Raw genomic sequence first — 18,854 nt, forward strand, 5'->3', positions numbered from 1 at the left:
AAGCAACAGGGCCCTTCGACAAGCGGTCGGACATGACGCCAAACGGGAGCGACTGGTAGAAAGATGGGACTGGCAGGCTTCGCAGACAAGGGCCGTCATCATGGAGGCTGGTTCTTCCGCACGGTCTGGCTGCCGTCGCTGATCCTGGCTTGGCTGGTCTTTTCGCCGCTTTCGCGTGCTGCCGACGCACCGCTTGGTGCCACGAGCTACAAGATGGCCGGCGATGCTACCAAGATGCGCATCGTCATCAATTTCGACCGCGAGCCCGACATCAAATGGTTCCTGCTGCGCGGCCCCGATCGCCTGGTCATCGATCTGCCGGCCACGAGATTCGCTCTCAATGCCAAGGATGTAAAGCCGCGCGGGCTTGTCCGCGCAGTGCGTTACGGCGAGCTCGGCGAGGGGAAATCGCGGCTGATTCTCACCGGCAAGGGACCGTTCGCCGTTGACAATCTCGACGTGCTCAAGAACGGTGACGGCAACGGCTACCGCATCGCCATCGACATGTCGGCGGCGTCGCAGCGAGAATTCGACGCTGCGCTCGCCAATCAGGCGCTGACGACCGGCTCGACGGTCTCCGCCGACAAGGCCGGCAGGGTCGGTACCGGGCCGGTCTCCAATCCGGGCCATCGTTTCACCGTCGTCGTCGATCCCGGCCATGGCGGCATCGACGGCGGTGCCGAGGGCCTGAACGGTACGGTCGAAAAGAACGTGACGCTCGCCTTTGCCATGGAACTGCGCGACAAGCTCGCCGCCAGCGGCAAATACGACGTGTTCCTGACGCGCGAAACGGACGAGTTCCTGCGGCTCGACGACCGCGTGCGCATTGCCCGCCAGCATGAGGCCGACCTGCTCATCTCGATCCATGCGGACACGATCAGCCTCAAGGGCATTCGCGGTGCAACCGTCTACACCGTGTCCGACAAGGCTTCCGATCCCGAGGCGCAGGCGCTTGCCGACCGTGAAAATCTTTCCGACCAGTTCGCCGGCATGGAGATCAAGGACGACAGCAAGGAAGTGACCGATATCCTGATCGACCTGATCCGCCGCGAGACGCATAATTTTTCGATGAGCTTCGCCCATACTCTCGTCGGCCAGCTTTCCACCAGCGTCGGTCTGATCAACAACCCGCAGCGTTCTGCCGGCTTCAAGGTGCTGAAGGCGCCGGACGTTCCATCCGTGCTGGTCGAACTCGGCTATCTGTCGAACGCCAAGGACGAAGCGCAGTTGCTCAGCGCCGATTGGCGCAACAAGGCGACCCAGAGCATAACCAATGCCGTTGCCCTGTTTGCTTCGGCCAGAAGCGGAACGGGGGCCGGAGGCTGAAATGCCTACCGGCGCCACAACCTGAAGCAGCGTTGCACGGCGACAACACCCCTGTGCTTTTATTTCCGGCATTCGAAACCGAAATCCCGCGCTGCCGTATTTTGCCCACATGGTCGCGACATGGATTTTGCGATTACGGTTTGGGATCGTCCCGAAAGCTTGCGTGAAGGGCGGCTTCGTTTAGGAAATTCCCGAACCAAGGACTGGAGCGGGTATGATTCGTCTCATTGGCTATTTCTTCGGCATCGGCACGACGCTGGCCCTTTTGGTCGCGGCGGGCGTGGCGATTTATATCGGCCATTTGTCGAAGGACCTGCCCGATTACGAGGTGCTGGCCAAATACGAGCCGCCGGTGACGACCCGCATCCACGCGTCGGATGGCGCGCTGATGGCCGAATATGCGCGTGAGCGGCGGCTTTATCTGCCGATTCAGGCGATCCCGGATCGTGTCAAGGCGGCCTTCCTGTCGGCCGAGGACAAGAATTTTTACAATCACCCCGGCATCGACGTGACCGGCCTTGGCCGCGCCATTGTCGTCAACCTGCAGAATGTTGGCTCGGGAAAGCGCCAGGTCGGCGCCTCGACGATTACCCAGCAGGTGGCGAAAAACTTCCTGTTGTCTTCAGATCAGACCTACGAGCGTAAGATCAAGGAGATGATCCTCGCCTTCCGCATCGAGCAGGCCTATTCGAAGGATCGCATTCTCGAGCTCTATCTCAACGAAATTTTCTTCGGCTTCGGCGCCTATGGCGTCGCCGGTGCTGCACTCACCTATTTCGACAAATCGGTGAACGAGCTCACCGTGGCCGAAGCCGCCTATCTCGCCTCCCTGCCAAAGGGGCCGAACAACTACCATCCCTTCAAGCATGCCGATCGGGCCTTGGAGCGCCGCAACTGGGTCATCGACCAGATGGTCGAGAACGGCTACGTCACGCATGAAGAAGGCGAGAAGGCCAAGGCCGAGCCGCTCGGCGTCACGCCGCGCCGCACCGGCAACTATCTCTTCGCCGGGGAGTATTTCACCGAGGAAGTGCGTCGCCAGATCATCGCGCGCTATGGCGAGAATGCGCTCTACGAAGGCGGCCTTTCCGTCCGCACGACGCTCGATCCGAAGATGCAGCTGATTGCCCGCAAGGCCATGCAGAACGGTCTCATGAAGTTCGACACGTTGCGCGGCTACCGCGGGCCGGTCACGAGCATTGACATTTCCGGCGACTGGGGCGTGCCGCTGGGCAACGTCAAGCGATTGGAGGACGTGCCGGAATGGTCGCTCGCCGTCGTGCTCGACAGCTCTGCCACCGGCCTGTCCATCGGCCTGCAGCCGACGCGCCAGATCTCCGGTGATATCGTGAAGGACCGCGTCGAAGGCACCGTCAGCAAGGAAGACATGAGCTTCGCCATGCGCCACGTCGTCGGTGGCAGGACCGTCAAGGCGAAGTCGCCGGCCGACGTGCTGAAGCCGGGCGACGTGATTTTCGTGCAGAAGAACGAGGGCTCGGACAACAGCTACAGCTTGCGCCAGGTTCCCGAAGTGGAAGGCGGCCTGATCGCCATGGATCCGCATACCGGACGCGTCCTGGCCATGGTCGGCGGTTTCTCCTACGCGCAGTCGGAGTTCAACCGGGCGACGCAGGCCATGCGCCAGCCCGGATCGTCGTTCAAGCCGATCGTCTATTCGGCCGCCCTCGACAATGGCTATACGCCCGCCTCCGTGATCATGGACGGGCCGATCACCATCCAGAGCGGCAACACGACCTGGACGCCCAAGAATTACGACGGAACGGTTGCCGGCCCGGCGACCTTGCGCTCCGGTATCGAGAAATCGCGCAATCTGATGACGGTGCGGCTTGCCAACGACATGGGCATGAAGCTGGTCGTGGAGTATGCCGAGCGTTTCGGCGTCTACGACCATCTGGCGCCGTATCTGCCGATGGCGCTGGGATCAGGCGAGACTACGGTGATGCGCATGGTGTCGGCCTATTCGATCATGGCCAATGGCGGCAAGTCGATCAAGCCGTCGCTGATCGACCGCATCCAGGACCGCTACGGCAAGACCGTCTTTAGGCAGGACGAACGCGGCTGCTCGAACTGCAACGCCGCCGAGTGGCAGAACCAGCCAGAGCCCGAGCTGGTCGACAATTCCGAGCAGGTGCTCGATCCGATGACCGCCTACCAGATCACATCGATGATGGAGGGCGTCGTGCAACGCGGCACCGGCGCCACCATCAACGAGCTCGGCCGTCACATCGCCGGCAAGACCGGAACGACCAATGACGAAAAGGATGCCTGGTTCATCGGCTATACGCCGAACCTCGTTGTCGGCCTTTATATGGGCTACGATCAGCCGAAAGGCCTTGGCAAGGGCGCGACCGGCGGCGGCCTTGCCGCGCCGATCTTCAAGGATTTCATGCGCGTGGCGCTGGACGGCACGCCCAATGTCGACTTCAAGGTTCCGGAAGGCATGAAGCTGATTGCGATCAATCGCAAGACCGGCATGCGAGCCAACGCGGGCGACGCCGGAACCATCATCGAAGCCTTCAAGCCGGGTACCGGTCCCGCCGACAGCTATTGGGTGATCGGCATGGGTGCGGACGGCTCCAACGCCACCGGCGGGGCGCTGTCGCCGCAGGCCAACCAGGCCATCCAGTCGGGCGGCGGCGGGCTCTACTGATAATCGCTGCATCGGGTCGGACCGGCTTGACGATGATGGTCGAGCCGGTCCATTCCGCTTTACGGAGGCCGGTACATAAAGGGGCCGGCGCTTTACAGGAGACCGTGCCGTCCCTATGTATCGCGCCACCAAACCGCCATCCAGCAACAGGACATAACAGCCAGCCATGCGCGCGGAAACGCAAAACATTGTCGACGAGATCAGGCAGGCAATCACCCTGCTGAGGAGGCATCTTTGACTGGGACCAAGCCATAAAGCGGCTTGAGTACCTGAACGTCCGTGCCGAGGATTCGAGCCTCTGGAACGAGCCGCTGGAAGCGCAAAAGCTGATGCGCGAGCGTCAGGGCCTCGAGGAAGGCATTGCCGCGGTCAAAGGCCTCACCCAGGCCCTGGAAGACAATATCGGCCTCATCGAGCTTGGCGAGGAAGAGGGCGACGAGGGCGTCATCGCGGAGGCCGAAGCGGCGATCCGCTCGATGCGCGGCGAGGCCAAGGCGCGCCAGATCGAAACGCTGCTGTCGGGCGAGGCTGACGCCAACGATAGCTATCTGGAAGTCCATGCCGGCGCCGGCGGCACCGAAAGCCAGGACTGGGCCTCGATGCTTCTGCGCATGTATACGCGCTGGGCCGAGCGGCGCCGCTTCAAGGTCGAGGTGCTTGAAGTGCATGACGGCGAAGAAGCCGGTATCAAGTCCGCCACGCTGCTGATCAAGGGCCACAACGCCTATGGCTGGCTGAAGACGGAATCGGGCGTGCATCGTCTCGTGCGGATTTCGCCCTATGACAGCAATGCGCGCCGCCACACCTCCTTCGCCAGCGTCTGGGTCTATCCCGTCATCGACGATACGATCGACATCGACGTTTCCGAATCCGACGTCCGCATCGACACGTATCGGTCGTCGGGATCGGGCGGCCAGCACGTCAACACCACCGATTCGGCGGTGCGCATAACCCATCTCGCCACCGGCATCGCGGTTGCCTGCCAGGCCGAGCGCTCCCAGCACAAGAACAAGGCCAAGGCCTGGGAAATGCTGCGCTCGCGGCTTTACGAGGAAGAGCTGAAGAAGCGCGAAGCGGTGGCGAACGCCACCGAAGCGTCGAAGAGCGATATTGGCTGGGGCCACCAGATACGGTCCTACGTGCTGCAGCCCTATCAGCTGGTGAAAGATCTGCGCACCGGCGTCGAGAGCACCAGCCCGTCGAGCGTGCTCGACGGCGACCTCGACGATTTCATGGAAGCCTCGCTGTCGCAGCGGATCGAAGGTGGCGCCGGCGAAACGGTGGCCGATATCGACTGAGGCGCCGGGCACCAATCCGGCAGGAACGTGGGTTCATCACGCGAGCGTTACGGCCACCGCGCGAGAGTGACGAGCTCTCAATTCGCACTTACCTGTCGTTCTACAACTTTGTTTTTCATCGGATTCTTCAAGATCGATTTCCGCTTTTGACGCGGATGTCGCGGGCCGCCGGTGCCAAGCCTGGAACCAGCGCGAGCCAAATCCCGTTATTGGCGATCCCGTTGCCGGGCTTGACCAGGTTTCGTCAATCAGGGCGGCAGGTTGGTTCCGACTGCAGAGGTCGGCGTTCGGTTGCGACAGCAATTGCTTGCGCCAACCAAGGAATCAGCCCAGCATTCATGCGCTGGGGAGGAAAAAAGCATTTATGGCCGGACGCGGCGTATCTGCGACCTGACGATCCGGCCACTGGGAAGACACGTTCCGGGAACGGGCAAGCGAGATGCTTGACAACCGTTGATAGGAACTGCGCTCATGCTTGCTCTCACAACCAGACCGGCCCCAGTCGCCCGCACGGCGCGCCGACTCCTGAATTCACTTGTCGCGGCAGTGGTTTTGATTGCTGCCGCCATTCCATTTGCGGCGCCTGCTCTGGCGCATGATGCCAAACCGACCGCGGCCATGCCGCAAGGCTGGAGCTATCCGTTCTCCTGCTGCTCGGGCTATGATTGCCGCGAGGTCTCTCAGACATCGATCAGCGAACGTCCGGAGGGCTATGTCATCAAAGGAACCGGGGAGGTCGTGGCCTATAGCGACAAGCGGATCAAGAATTCGCCCGACGGCGAATATCATTGGTGCTCCGTTGCCGGTGCCAATGACGGAAAGACCATCTGCCTGTTCGTGCCGCCATCGTCCTATTAGCGCATGACGCCCAAAGCTTGCCGACGGGCTGACCCGAAGGTGCGCCGGCTTTGGCTCGATGAGCCTTCGATCGGCACTCCAGCACTTTTAACCTGCCTATCGCAGGCTCACAGGCCTGCTGACTGGCAGTTGTCAGGAGCGCTTCTTTATGCTGCCTTTGCCGTACGGGGCGGCGGCATTGTGAGGGACCAATTCATGACCATCAAGGCAAGCTGCCACTGCAAGGCGACGACGTTCGAGGTTTCGCAAGCGCCGCAGACGGTGACGCGATGCACCTGTTCCTTCTGTTCGAAACGCGGTTCGTTGTGGGCCTATTACACCCCATCGCAATTCAGACTCACCAGCTCGCCGGAGAATGTCTCGTTCTACCTGTGGGGATCGAAAACCATAAAACACGGTTTTTGCGCCACCTGCGGCTGTGGCACCTTCACCGAGACGCCGGACTGGTCGACAGGCGAGCCGAATTTCGACAATCCGAAGATCAGCGTGAACTCGCGGCTGTTCGACGATTTCGATCTCGACACGGTCGAAGTGGTGGTCATCGACGGCAAGAATCTCTGGTAGCCGATCGAATTGCGGTGGTCGCGCGAGCCGCTGCAGGCGTGTGGAATTGAGCCGGGGAAAGCCGCGGCAACGGCTTTTGCTGGTCCGCTTTTCGCCGCATTTCATGTTACAAGTCGCTGGAAGGGCTGATGCGGTGCGCCGTTGCGCGGCCGTGGAATGGAGAGGGACCACCGTATGAAAAAGATTGTGCTCGCCGTCGTGGCGACGGCTGTGCTCGTGAGCGCATGCACCACCGATCCCTACACCGGGGAACAGAAGGTTTCCAACACCGCTGCCGGCGCCGGTCTCGGTGCTTTGGCGGGTGCCGGGCTCGGCATGCTTGCCGGCGGTAACGACCGCCGCAACGCGCTGATCGGCGCGGGCATCGGCGCGCTTGCCGGCGGTGCCATCGGTGCCACCATGGACCAGAACGAGGCCGAACTGCGCCGACAGCTTCAGGGCACCGGCGTCAGCGTCACCCGCACCGGCGACCAGATCATCCTCAATATGCCGTCCGACATTACCTTCAACGTCGACCAGGACGCGGTGAAGGCCGGTTTCTATCCGGTGCTGAATTCAGTGGCCCTTGTGCTGAAAAAGTTCCGCCAGACCACGGTCGACGTGTTCGGCCACACCGACTCGACCGGCAGCGACGAGCACAATTTCGACCTTTCGCAGCGCCGTGCTTTGGCGGTCGCCAACTATCTGTCCGGACAGGGCGTCGATTCCCGCCGCTTCGCCGTCACCGGCTTCGGCAAGACGCGTCCGATCGCCTCCAACGCGACCGCTGCCGGCCGGGCTCAGAACCGCCGCGTCGAGATACAGCTGTCGCCGCTTACCTGAGGCAAGCGCACGAACCGGCAGCGGCCCCGCAAGGGGCCGCTCTAATGGCTATGCCGGCCCTCTGGCCGCCGGCACCCTTCGTTCGTGATGTCAGGACCGGGCCGGCTGATCGACAATCGCGGCAACGATCCGGCGCACGATCGGAAGCACAATCAGCAGACTGGGAAACGCGACAAGCCATGAAGCGCCCCATGCATAGCTCCAGGCTGCTATAAACCCGTTCGTCCAGCCTGCGCCGATTGCCGTCGAAACCGCCGAGACAATCGAGGACATCAGAATCGAAAGAACCAGCGGCATCACCACCGCGCCGTAGGAGGGCGGCAGCTTTCTCAACTTGAAGGCTCGGTCCGGTGATGCTTGCATCGAAATCTCCTAATCAGAAATATGCATAGGCGTTATTGTGAGGACGATCAGGCGGCATATGCCGTCTGCAGCGCCAATTCCCGAATGAAGCTTCGCAGCGAACGCGGCTCGCGGCCAAGCACGGCACGCAACGTCAGGCTGTTCCCGCCGAGGCCGTATTTGGCGTAGTGGCTGTGTACCTTGGCCAGCATCTGCAATTGCCGGTCGGTATAGGGAAGGCGGGCCTTCGCCGCCCAGTCCTTAAATGTCGGCTCGCCCGCCGAAACCGGCCGGCCAAGCGCTTCGCTCATCATGGCGACGACCTCTTCGCGGCTGTGCATACCGTCGGCGCACAGCTCGAGGGTCGCATAGGACAAACGTGCTTCGGTCAATGCGATTGCCGCCACTTCAGCCACATCGCGATAGTCGACGCGGGCGAGCTTCGCCGTCCTTGGAAACGGCTCGGCGAAAACGCCGTGCTCGACGACGGACGGCCAGGCCCCCGCAATATTTTGCATGAAATTGGCCGGGTGCAGAATGGTGTATTCCATGTTCGTCGAATAGAGGGCAGCTTCGACGGGTACCTTGCTTGCATGGTTTTCCAGCCTCGTATTGGTCGGCTGGATCACCGACGAAAAGACGAACTTTCGAACGCCTGCTCGCGCCGCCGCCTCAACCATGGCAACCCCCATGGCGGCTTCGTCGGGAGCAAAGGCCGGTCCGATGTGAAAGACACCGTCGACACCTTTCACGGCCTGCTCAAGGCTCTGATGGTTGCGCAGATCTCCGATCGCGATCTCGGATGCGCCGGCTTTCCGGGCTTTTTCGGCACTCGCGGCGTCACGAACAAGCGCCCGAATCCTGGCATTGCGGCCGACGAGTTCAGGCACTACCAAACCGGCAACGCGGCCTGCGGCGCCTACGACCAGGATGGTTGGACTGGACGTTCGCATGACGATCTCCTTCCCTCGAGTCTGCCTTTCGGCCTGTGCAGGGAAGATAAAATCTAGCGAACTGCGTTACAATTAATCTGAATTTGCGATAGTTTCTCCCGATTTTCGGGAGAATGAGCGATGAGCCGGATAGATGATTTCGAAGCCTTCATTGCCATTGTCGAGCATGGCAGCCTGACGGCTGCCGCGCGCCGGCTGAACCGCTCGCTGCAGTCGGTCAGCCGGTCCCTGGCGACATTGGAGGAATCAATCGGGGTCGAGCTTCTGCACAGGACGACACGCCGCTCGAGGCCGAGCGAAGCCGGAGCGGCCTTTTTCCAGCGCATCAAACCCGCCGTCGAGGAAATTAACGAAGCCAGGCTTCAGGCGGCCAATCGACGGTCGGAGCCATCGGGCATCCTGCGTGTGAGTGCCCCTGTTTTGTTCGGCCCGGACTTCCTCGTGCCGGTTATCGCCGACTACATGCGGACATATCCCCGGGTCGAGGTTGACCTCAAGCTTTCCGATGAATTTGTCGATCTTGATGCCGAGGGTCTCGATCTGGCGGTAAGAATCGGCAATTTGCCGGATTCCAATTTACGTGCGAAGCGCCTGGGCGCGCTGCGACGCGTGGTGTTCGGCGCACCTGCCTACTTCCAGCAACACGGCCGACCGGCCCATCCGCTCGAATTGCGTGAGCATGAATGCATCGTACGAACCGTCGACGGCCGCCCAGGCGAATGGGTGTTTCAGATTGAAGGCAAGCCCCGGCCGGTGAAGGTCGCGGGCACCTTCCGGTCGAATTTGATGATATCGATCTATGCAGCCGCGGTTCACGGATTGGGATTGGGCTACTCGCCGCTTTGGCAGGTAAAACACTTGGTGGACGACGGCTGCCTGGAGCTGGCTCTGACCGACTTCGAGCCAGTGCCGGTGCCGATACACGCCGTGTGGCCGGAAGGCAGATCATCCTCGGCCAAAGTCCGCGCTTTTCTGGACCTGTTGGCATCCCGCCTGGAACTCAAGAACCTTTAGGCGCAGACCAAACTCAACGCCGATCTTACCTCATCGACATCAAGTTCGTGATGAGAACAGCCGTGGCGGCATCGAGTGCGGGTTGATGAACCTCCGAATGACCGATGTCCTTCAGCTGTTCGGTCGTCAGATCTGCCAGTGCTCTGCGTCTCGCGACGGTCCGCCGCCATCCCGTGAAGGCAGCGATCATCATTGCTGCGCCTTTCAGGCTAGACCCAAGCAAGCGTTTGGACATGCTGCGGGCAGCGCGAGTTGCCGTGTGAGCCATTGTTTTGGTCTCCCATTTCGAGTTTGCGGATGGGAGCGTGCCACGCAGGGGTTTTCGGGCTGTTCGGCTGTGCGTGAACAACTGGGAGAAGTCCGGCGATCCGCCGTTAAATCGGTGTTAAATCGATCCGCCGAGATGCTATTCTGTCGCTGCATAGAAGCCTGGAGACGATTTGTGCGCATCCGGTTGCTTGGTGGCCTGGCGGTTACTTCCCCGGAGCATCGGCCTGTCCGGTTCGCCACACGCAAGACTTCGCTCCTTTTTGCTGCTCTGGTTCTCGCGGGCCGCCGCGGCCATGGTCGCGAGCAGCTTTCCGAAGCCTTTTGGCCGGGGCGAAGCAACGGGCAGGCCCGCAATAGTTTGCGGCAAGCGCTGGTCGACATCAGGCGCACGTTCCCCGCCAGCTCGGATGCAGCCGTCTACATCTATGGGGATCAGGAAACCGTTGCGCTGATTGCCGGTCCGGATGAGGCGGACATCTCGATCTTCGACAGGAAATTGGAGCAGGGCCGAACCGCCGATCTCGCCTTCGCCGCCGATCTCTACCGCGGCGAGCTGCTTGCCGGGCAAGCCATCCCTGACGAACTGGACGAGTGGTTTGGACCGTATCTGAGCAAGTATCAGCGCAAGGCGCTGCAATTGGTCGACCGGCTGAGCCTGGCGCTGCCCGCACCCGGCTCAGCCGAAGAGACGGCCTGCGAAGGGCTCGCGGAGAGATTGCTCGCCTCGGATCCGACGGCGGAGGCAGCCCATCGGGCGCTTATCCGCATCCACGCTCATCGAGGCCACGAAAACGCCGCCTTGCGTCAGTTCGAGCTGTGTCGGGCAGCTTTAAGGAAACATCTGAACGCCGAGCCTGAAGAGCAGACAAGCTCGCTGGCGGCTTCCCTGCAGTCCCGTGAACGACCTGAACATCAGCGGCCGGAGCCAAGCTCTGGCGCCGCATCACTGGCGCCGGTTCTGGCAGTCCCGACGAGGCGCGACGACCAGCCATCGATTGCGGTGCTGCCGTTTCAGAACCTAAGCGGTGATATCGAGCAGGAATATTTTGCCGACGGCATGGTGGAAGACATTGTCACCGCCTTGGCTCACTTTCGTCACCTGTTCGTAGTCGCACGGAATTCGAGCTTCACCTACAGGGGACGGTCCATAGACATAAAGCAGGTCGGGCGTGAGCTGGGCGTGCGCTATGTGGTCGAGGGAAGTGTTCGCCGGGCGGGCGACCGCCTGCGCATCGCCGGGCAGCTCATCGACACCTCGACGGAGGCCTATCTCTGGGCCGACCGTTTTGACGGGATGCTCGCCGAAGTCTTCGATCTGCAGGACCAGGTCGCCTCGAGTATTGTCGGCGCAATCACACCGAAAATGGAGGAGGCTGAGATCGAGCGTGCCAAACGCAAGCCGACAGAAAGCCTCGACGCTTATGATTACTACCTCCGCGGGCTGGCGGCCTTTGACCGGACGATCACTAGTAGATCGGCCATCGACGATGCCTTGCGCCTCTTCATGAAAGCGATCGACCGTGACCCGGAGTTTGCCGCAGCCTATGCGCGGGCGGCGCGGTGCTACGCCACCCGAAAAAGCAACGGCTGGATGGTCGACCGCGCGAAAGAGAATGCCGAGGCTACTCGACTGGCCAGGAGAGCGGTCGAACTCGGAAGGGACGATGCGATTGCGCTTTCCTTCGGTGGATACGTCCTCGGCTACGTAGGTGGCGACCTTGACGACAGTGCGGCTTGCATCGATCGCGCGCTCGTTCTCAACCCGAATCTAGCGGCCGCGTGGGGCCTAAGCAGCTGGGTCAAGGCTTGCTTTGGCGAGCCAGGCAAGGCCGTCGAGCACGCCGCGCTTGCCATGCGCCTAAGCCCATTGGATCCACGTCTGTTCGCTTGGCAATTCAACACCGGGCTCGCTCATTTTTGTGCCGGCCACTACGATGACGCCGCCGCTTGGGCGGGAAAGTCGCTACGGTACCAACCGAACTACGTGAGCGCGATGCGTGTAGTGGCGGCGAGTCATGCCCTGGCGGGACGCCTGTCGGAAGCGCAGCAGACTATGGCCCGGGTCTGCGAGGTCGATCCCTCGCTGCGGCTCTCGAATCTCGCCGAGGTGCTGCCGCCGTTTTATCGACCGGACGATCGCAGCAGATATATCGAAGGCCTTCGCAAGGCGGGGCTGCCGGACTGACTGGCGGCAACGCTTCGCGCGGCCATGGGACGCGCAAGCTGGATATCAGACCTTGGCGACGATCCGCATGAAGGCCGGCATGTCGTCGCCGAAGCCGACGGTCGCGTCATTGTCTTCCTGGCGCTGGCGGGCAGGGCGCTCGCGCTGCGGCCTGGTGTCGCCGCGTTCGGGCGCACGCCGTTCGTTGCGATCGGGCGAAGCCTTCCGTTCAGGTGAAGCCTGGCGCTCGCTGTTTTCCGAGCGGATCGCCTCCTTGCGGGTACGCCGCTCGCCAATATCGGCGACGGCGGCTTCGGCCACGACCGGCTGTTCCTCGCTAACCGCTTCCGGCGCTGCTTCTTCGCTGCGCTTGGCGTGGCGTTCACGCGGCTTGCGCTCGCCCCTGTCCTTGGCGTCGTCCTTACGCCCGGCGCGGCGTGGCGCACCACGGCCACGGCGCGGGGCCTCGTCCTCGCCGCCCTCGCTGGCGACGACTGTCGACAGGTCGCCGTCATGCCACTCGATCTTGGTGCCGATCAGCCGTTCGATGGCGTCGATGTATTTGGTGTCCGATTTGGTCGCGATGGTGAAGGATTTGCCGGAGCGTCCGGCGCGGCCGGTGCGGCCGATGCGGTGGACATAATCCTCGGCGTGGATCGGCACGTCGTAGTTGAAGACATGGCTGACGTCGGGAATGTCGAGGCCGCGCGCCGCGACGTCCGAAGCGACGAGGTAGCGCAGCTTGCCGTCACGGAAATTGGCCAGCATCTGCATGCGCGCGCGCTGGTCCATGTCGCCGTGCAGAGCGCCGGCGTCGAAATCATATTTGAGCAGCGAACGGAACAGCTCCGACACCTCGACCTTGCGGTTGCAGAAGATGATGGCGTTCTTCAGCTCGGCATCCTCGGCCTTCATCAGATTGCGCAGCGTCTCGCGCTTGTCCCAGGGTTTCGGGCCGGATTTCACCAGCCGCTGGGTGATGTTGGTGGCGGCCGATGCTGCCTTCGACACTTCGACGCGCACCGGCGCGTGCAGGAATTTCTCGGTGAGCTTGGTGATTTCCGGTGGCATCGTCGCCGAGAAGAACAGCGTTTGCCTGGTGAACGGGATCATTTCGCAGATGCGCTCGATATCGGGGATGAAGCCCATGTCGAGCATGCGGTCGGCCTCGTCGATGACGAGGATCTCGACGCCGTTGAGCAGGAGCTTGCCGCGTTCGCGATGGTCGAGCAGGCGGCCTGGCGTCGCGATCAGCACGTCGGCGCCGCGCTCGAGCTTCTTGTCTTGCTCGTCGAAGGACACGCCGCCGATCAGCAGCGCGATATTGAGCTTGTGGTTCTTGCCGTATTTGACGAAGTTTTCCTCGACCTGCGCGGCGAGCTCGCGCGTCGGCTCGAGGATCAGCGTGCGCGGCATGCGGGCGCGGGCGCGGCCCTTTTCCAGCCGGGTGAGCATCGGCAGGACGAAGGACGCCGTCTTGCCGGTGCCGGTCTGGGCAATGCCCAGCACATCCTTGCCGAGCAAGGCGTGCGGGATAGCACCAGCCTGGATCGGCGTCGGCTCGGTGTAGCCGGCATCGGTAACTGCGGAAAGGACCTTCGGCGACAGGCCGAGGTCTGCGAAGGTCAACGCTTCTTGAGCGATCTGGGTGTCTGAGGACAAGTTTGGCGGTCTTTGGCTGGTTCGGGGGCGCAACATAAGCAGTCGCGGCAAGCGCCGCGCGCCTGCAAGATTGGTATTGCAGGTAGGCGCAAGCCCACGATTTGTCAACACAAACGGGCGGCATTGGCACGATTGTGAAGTCGTAACCTTAATCGCGATGGTTACCGCATCGCCGATGCCGACTTTCCAGGAAGGCAACAGTTTTTTCCGCACCAGCGCAAGTGTTGCGGATCAGCAACGCCTTGCTGCATTCATCCCGATTGCACGGCAAAATTGCATTTAGGATTTGAGTTGGAGCAGAAACCTTGACACGAATGATTCATCCATTTTTCTTAGTCGAGGGGCCACATCATGAAAAAAATTCTTCTCTCTGCCGCATTTGTGGCACTTGCCTTGATGCCGGCGATGGCGGCCGACGTCGTGGAGTTGCCGGTTGCGTCAACATACAACTGGACGGGCTTTTATTTAGGCGCGCATGTCGGCGGCGGCAAAAGCAAGGTGGACTGGGAATATAGCCTTAACGGGGCGACGGCTGATCACGATGGCAGCGGTGCTCTAGGCGGCGTTCAGGCCGGCTACAATTTCCAGAGCGGAAATATAGTCTATGGTATCGAGGCGGATATCGCGGCCGCCAAGATCGATGGGGACACATCTTGCCCAAACCCAGCCTACACTTGCGAGTCCGATGTAAAGATGCTCGGTTCGTTGCGGGGTCGAATTGGCTACACGATGGACAGGCTGCTGATTTACGGTACCGGTGGTCTCGGCTATGGAACCATAGAGATTGGCACCAGTGGTCCCGTCGGGACGAACGATACCACGAAGACCAAAGCAGGCTGGACGCTGGGTGCGGGCCTGGAATATGCCTTTAATGATCACTGGTCGCTCAAGGGCGAATACAAGTATTTCGATCTAGGCAAGGGCGATTATACGGTCGACGGCGGCGAGAATGTCGAGGCAAAGGTCCGGATACACACCGGAGTTGTCGGCCTGAACTACAAGTTCTAAATCGTAAGGATCGGTTGCGGCGAGACTTTGTGTTGCACTGGACCCGGCCTCGTGCCGGGTTTTACTTTTGTCGTTTAATACCTGAACTGTTCGGCGAGAATGCGCTCGTTCCACGAATGGTTGGGATCGAACAGCAGCGTCGCCGTTGCCGTCGGCGATTCCCTTACCGTGACCGTCGTCACCGCCTTGACCTCGGTGTGGTCGGCGGCGGCGTTCACCGGCCGCTTTTCCGGCTCCAGAATGTCGAAACGCACGCTCGCCTTGTTGGAGAGCAGCGCGCCGCGCCAGCGGCGCGGGCGAAACGGGCTGACCGGGGTCAGCGCCAGCAGCGGAGCGTCGAGCGGCAGGATCGGCCCGTGCGCGGACAGATTGTACGCGGTCGAGCCGGCCGGCGTCGCAATCATCACGCCGTCGCAGTGCAATTCCTCCAGCCGCTCTTGCCCATCCACGGTGATGCGGATCTTGGCGGTCTGGTAGGACTGGCGCCAAAGCGCGACCTCGTTGATCGCCAGCGCCGAAATCGTCTCGCCCTCCGCCGTAACTGCCTGCATCTCCAGCGGGCGGATCGTTTCGGCAACGGCCGCCGCGATGCGCCCGGTCAAGCCGCTGGCGCGGTATTCGTTCATCAGGAAACCGATGGTGCCACGGTTCATGCCGTAGACCTTCTTTCCCGTGCTCATCGTCTCACGCAAGGTCTGCAGCAGAAAGCCGTCACCACCGAGCGCCACGACGATCCCAGCCTCTTCGACGGATGCCTGGCCGTAACGCGCAGAAAGGCTTTCCAGCGCCGCGTTGGCGTCGGCTGTACCGGATGAGACGAAGGCGAAACGGTTGGCGGTTTTGCTCATGGCTCTCAACGACAACCGATTGGCAGCGATCGATTGGCGGCGACCGGTTGCTGGGCCGCGCCAGCGCCGGGTTAGCATGGGTGGGCATTTCTGCAAAGGGAGGGAGGTGTCTTGATATGGCGGCCGAACAGGGCGCACTCGCGCATCATGTCGCGGGACAAAATGATGTGATGGTTAAGGCCCGCCTTAAACCCTCGTAAAGCCGGATCGATCATGTTAGCCGGCAGTGAATGGGCGGCGTGGGGGCTAACCAGTCGAGGCCGATCTATTGCCGCTGGCACGCTTGATTATCGTCTTCCTGATGCTGGCAAGTTTTGCCCTGGCTTTCGCGGAACTGGTGCGCCAGTCGGAAGAGAAGAGTTTTAGACCGCAGCCCACCGCCTCACGCTGCGGCGACGCGGCCGGAACGCCCTGTCCGCAAAGGGCACTTTGACGCCACATACTATTGCTTATCGGGCGAGCAGATGGCAGCCGGCCTGGCGCTTTTGCGCGAGATACTCGTCGACAAGCTGGCGATAGCGGACTCTCCCGAAGCTCGGGAAATGGCCGCCATGCACGACCGAGACATCGAGATCGCGCATGCGCAGTAGCGTTTCGACATATTCGTCGATATCGGAGTGATAGACGTCGTCGATCAGCGGGCCGTCATAGATGATGTCGCCGGAAAACAGGATGCCCGTCCTGTTTTCGTAGAGCGCAATGCCGCCGGGTGAATGACCGGGCGTGTGGATCACCTCGAAGGCACGGTCGCCGAGATCGAGGATATCGCCTTGCTCGACCAACCGGTCGGCTGGTGCGGGCAGGATCCGGTAGCGCTTCGTGTCCCAGCCTTGCGGCATGCCGTCGAACATCTCGTCGGTGGCATAGCGGTCGGCAACCGTCCATTCCTTGCGCGGGTCGGCGAGGATCCCGGCTTCGGCCGGGTGCACGCAGCGGTCGGGGAATTCGTGATGGCAGCCGATATGATCGAAATGCGTGTGGCTGGCCACGCAGATGAGCTTGCGCTCCGTGACCAGCGGCACGTGGCGGCGCAGGCTGAAATGGCCAAGGCCGGTGTCGAACAGAAGATCGCGGTCGCGGCCGCGCACATGCCAGATGTTGCAGCGGAAGAACGGCTTGATCCACGGCTCGTGGATCAGCGTCACGCCATCGCCCATGCGGATGGTTTCGTACCAGTGGCCGGCGTCGATGGTTGGAAGCGTGCTCATGTTCAGTCCGCAAGCAGGATGATGTCGCCAGCATCGCACGATACCGCGACCACGTCGCCCGGCTGGACGGCCGATACGGCGGGGACCTTGGCGATGAAGTGCAGCGCCGGGTCGGCCGCGGAGGTCCCCAGAACACGCTTGAAGCTGCCCTGAAAGACGACGTCGCTGACATTGGCCGTACCGAGCGCGACAGCACCGCCGGCCGCGCCGAGGACAAGGTGCTCCGGCCGGATGGCCAGCGCAACGGTCGAGCCGGCCGGCAATGTGCCAGGCACGGAGAGCGACCCAAGCTTCGTGGTGACGGTGATCTTGCCGCTCTTCGCCTCGGTCACCGTTCCCGATATCAGCGTGCTTTCGCCCATGAAGGTCGCGGAAAAGCGCGTCGCCGGCCGTGCATAGACGCGCTCGGGCGGTCCTTCGTCCTCGATGCGCCCGTCATTCATCACCACGCAATGGTCGGCCAGCGCCATCGCCTCTTCCTGGTCGTGGGTGACGTGGATGAAGGCGGTGCCGACGCGTTTCTGGATCGCCTTCAACTCGTCCTGCATCTGCCGGCGCAATTTCAGGTCGAGCGCGCCGAGCGGCTCGTCGAGCAACAGCACCGCCGGCTCGACCACCAGGGCGCGCGCCAGCGCCACGCGCTGCCGCTGGCCGCCGGAAAGCTGATGCGGCTTCTTGTCGAAGGCAGTGGCGAGGCCAACCAGCGCCAGCGCCTCGCGTGCCCTTGCTGCCCGGGTTGCGCCATCGACGCCCTGCATGCGCAGACCGAAGCCGACATTGCTGCCGACGCTCATATGCGGGAACAGCGCATAATCCTGGAACACGGTCGTCGTCGGCCGCTTCGCCGGCGGCACGGCGGTGCAGTCCTCGCCGCGGATCAGCACCTTCCCTTCGCTCGGCGTGACGAAGCCGCCGAGGATGGACAGAAGCGTCGTCTTGCCGGAGCCGGATGGCCCGAGCAGGATCGTGTAGCTGCCCGGCTCGATCGTCAGCGAGACGTTCTTCAGCACGGTGAGCTGGCCGAAGCGATGCGAGACGGAGCTTATATCGACCAGTGGCGCACTCATGCCGGCTTCCTCCGCAACAGCATCAGCTCGAACAATACCACCAGTACGATGGAGACGGCGAAGACCAGCGAGCCGACGGCGTTGGTCTTGGGATTGAGGCCGGAGCGCAGCAGGTTCCAGATCTCGACCGGCAGCGTCGTGTCGAAGCGCGTCAGCAGGAACGAGATGACGAATTCGTCCCAGGAGAAGGTCATCGACAGGAAGAAGCCGGCGAAGATGGCCGGTGCCATGACAGGCACCGTAATCAAAAGCAGCACCTTCCATTCGGGTGCGCCGAGATCGCGCGCGGCGCGCTCGATGTTGATCTGGTGATCGCCCATCTGGCTGTAGATGATGGCAAAGCAGAGCGGCAGGTTGATCACCACATGGCCGATGCCGGCGGCAGTGAGCGACTTCGGCACGCCGGCCCAATTGAACAGCACCAGCAGCCCCATGCCGATGATGAGATAGCTGACGGTCAAGGGCAAGGTGATCAGCCCGCGCATCAGGCCCGAGCCCGGCAAGGCGAAGCGCGCAAAACCCCAGGCGGAGAGAAAGCCGAGCGTGACGGCGACAGCCGAGGAGACGACCGCCACCAGCAGCGAATTGACCAGCGCCGAAGTCAGCCGCGTGTCGGCGAGCACGGCCTCGTACCAGCGCAGCGACGGCCCGGTGAAGGGCGGGATCGGAAACGAGGTTGCCTGCAGCGAAAACAGCACCAGAACGACGACCGGCAGAAAGATGAAGCCGTAGATTGCGATGGCGTAAAGGCCGGAGACGAGGCGGATGAAAGCGCGCAT

18 protein-coding genes are annotated in these 18,854 nt (G+C 62.0%); 10 read left to right on the forward strand and 8 right to left on the reverse strand.

Annotated features, from left to right (window positions below):
* Window positions 1–63 precede the first annotated feature (63 nt).
* From NKH83_RS25890 to NKH83_RS25915, 6 genes are all read left to right on the forward strand, one after another.
* Complete coding sequence (locus NKH83_RS25890) at window positions 64–1,326, forward strand: N-acetylmuramoyl-L-alanine amidase (RefSeq protein ID WP_352477458.1); 1,263 nt, start codon at window positions 64–66, stop codon at window positions 1,324–1,326.
* A 214-nt stretch (window positions 1,327–1,540) separates the two neighbouring features.
* Entirely contained in the window at window positions 1,541–3,997 is a 2,457-nt protein-coding gene (locus tag NKH83_RS25895; protein WP_352477460.1) for a penicillin-binding protein 1A, read from the forward strand.
* Between the two features lie 166 nt (window positions 3,998–4,163).
* A protein-coding gene (prfB, locus tag NKH83_RS25900; protein ID WP_352451084.1) for a peptide chain release factor 2 occupies window positions 4,164–5,295 on the forward strand; the annotation gives its coding sequence in 2 pieces (ribosomal slippage) (window positions 4,164–4,229 and window positions 4,231–5,295; 1,131 coding nt in all).
* A gap of 471 nt (window positions 5,296–5,766) precedes the next feature.
* The gene (locus tag NKH83_RS25905; protein ID WP_352477462.1) at window positions 5,767–6,153 is read left to right on the forward strand and encodes a hypothetical protein; all 387 of its coding nucleotides are present in this window, start codon (window positions 5,767–5,769) and stop codon (window positions 6,151–6,153) included.
* 195 nt (window positions 6,154–6,348) lie between these two features.
* Window positions 6,349–6,717 (forward strand): GFA family protein, encoded by a 369-nt coding sequence (locus NKH83_RS25910; protein ID WP_352477463.1) that lies wholly within the window; start codon window positions 6,349–6,351, stop codon window positions 6,715–6,717.
* A 174-nt stretch (window positions 6,718–6,891) separates the two neighbouring features.
* A complete protein-coding gene (locus NKH83_RS25915) occupies window positions 6,892–7,539 on the forward strand; it encodes a YiaD family glycine zipper/OmpA-like lipoprotein (protein WP_254817106.1) in 648 nt (215 codons plus the stop codon).
* A gap of 90 nt (window positions 7,540–7,629) precedes the next feature.
* Here the strand turns inward: NKH83_RS25915 and NKH83_RS25920 are convergent, their stop codons facing one another.
* Window positions 7,630–7,902 (reverse strand): DUF2798 domain-containing protein, encoded by a 273-nt coding sequence (locus tag NKH83_RS25920; RefSeq protein ID WP_023679921.1) that lies wholly within the window; start codon window positions 7,900–7,902, stop codon window positions 7,630–7,632.
* Window positions 7,903–7,949: 47 nt separating this feature from the next.
* Entirely contained in the window at window positions 7,950–8,834 is an 885-nt protein-coding gene (locus tag NKH83_RS25925; RefSeq protein WP_352806064.1) for an NmrA/HSCARG family protein, read from the reverse strand.
* Between the two features lie 120 nt (window positions 8,835–8,954).
* Between NKH83_RS25925 and NKH83_RS25930 the strand changes: the two genes are divergently transcribed.
* Entirely contained in the window at window positions 8,955–9,848 is an 894-nt protein-coding gene (locus NKH83_RS25930) for a LysR family transcriptional regulator (protein WP_352477465.1), read from the forward strand.
* Window positions 9,849–9,873: 25 nt separating this feature from the next.
* Here NKH83_RS25930 and NKH83_RS25935 read toward each other — a convergent pair whose 3' ends face one another.
* The gene (locus NKH83_RS25935) at window positions 9,874–10,116 is read right to left on the reverse strand and encodes a YjiS-like domain-containing protein (protein WP_352477466.1); all 243 of its coding nucleotides are present in this window, start codon (window positions 10,114–10,116) and stop codon (window positions 9,874–9,876) included.
* Between the two features lie 174 nt (window positions 10,117–10,290).
* Here NKH83_RS25935 and NKH83_RS25940 point away from each other — a divergent pair, with 174 nt between their 5' ends.
* A complete protein-coding gene (locus NKH83_RS25940; RefSeq protein ID WP_352477468.1) occupies window positions 10,291–12,303 on the forward strand; it encodes a BTAD domain-containing putative transcriptional regulator in 2,013 nt (670 codons plus the stop codon).
* 45 nt (window positions 12,304–12,348) lie between these two features.
* Here the strand turns inward: NKH83_RS25940 and NKH83_RS25945 are convergent, their stop codons facing one another.
* Window positions 12,349–13,944, reverse strand: coding sequence for a DEAD/DEAH box helicase (locus NKH83_RS25945; RefSeq protein ID WP_352477469.1), 1,596 nt, complete (start codon window positions 13,942–13,944; stop codon window positions 12,349–12,351).
* Here NKH83_RS25945 and NKH83_RS25950 point away from each other — a divergent pair.
* Together NKH83_RS25950 and NKH83_RS25955 are read left to right on the forward strand one after the other, a co-directional pair.
* Window positions 13,931–14,227 (forward strand): hypothetical protein, encoded by a 297-nt coding sequence (locus tag NKH83_RS25950; RefSeq protein ID WP_352806061.1) that lies wholly within the window; start codon window positions 13,931–13,933, stop codon window positions 14,225–14,227. The two genes, NKH83_RS25945 and NKH83_RS25950, sit on opposite strands and share 14 nt — an antisense overlap.
* 68 nt (window positions 14,228–14,295) lie before the next feature.
* The gene (locus tag NKH83_RS25955; RefSeq protein ID WP_352477471.1) at window positions 14,296–14,952 is read left to right on the forward strand and encodes an outer membrane protein; all 657 of its coding nucleotides are present in this window, start codon (window positions 14,296–14,298) and stop codon (window positions 14,950–14,952) included.
* A gap of 74 nt (window positions 14,953–15,026) precedes the next feature.
* Here NKH83_RS25955 and NKH83_RS25960 read toward each other — a convergent pair whose 3' ends face one another.
* From NKH83_RS25960 to NKH83_RS25975, 4 genes are all read right to left on the reverse strand, one after another.
* Window positions 15,027–15,800 (reverse strand): NAD kinase, encoded by a 774-nt coding sequence (locus NKH83_RS25960; protein WP_352649923.1) that lies wholly within the window; start codon window positions 15,798–15,800, stop codon window positions 15,027–15,029.
* Between the two features lie 449 nt (window positions 15,801–16,249).
* The gene (locus NKH83_RS25965) at window positions 16,250–17,008 is read right to left on the reverse strand and encodes an MBL fold metallo-hydrolase (RefSeq protein WP_352806057.1); all 759 of its coding nucleotides are present in this window, start codon (window positions 17,006–17,008) and stop codon (window positions 16,250–16,252) included.
* A gap of 2 nt (window positions 17,009–17,010) precedes the next feature.
* Window positions 17,011–18,075, reverse strand: a complete 1,065-nt coding sequence (locus tag NKH83_RS25970; protein WP_352808062.1) for an ABC transporter ATP-binding protein — start codon at window positions 18,073–18,075, stop codon at window positions 17,011–17,013.
* A complete protein-coding gene (locus tag NKH83_RS25975; protein ID WP_352808063.1) occupies window positions 18,072–18,854 on the reverse strand; it encodes an ABC transporter permease in 783 nt (260 codons plus the stop codon). The genes NKH83_RS25970 and NKH83_RS25975 overlap by 4 nt, the downstream gene beginning before the upstream one ends.

Origin of the sequence: Mesorhizobium sp. M0909 (assembly GCF_040319515.1) — a bacterium.
GTDB lineage: Bacteria > Pseudomonadota > Alphaproteobacteria > Rhizobiales > Rhizobiaceae > Mesorhizobium.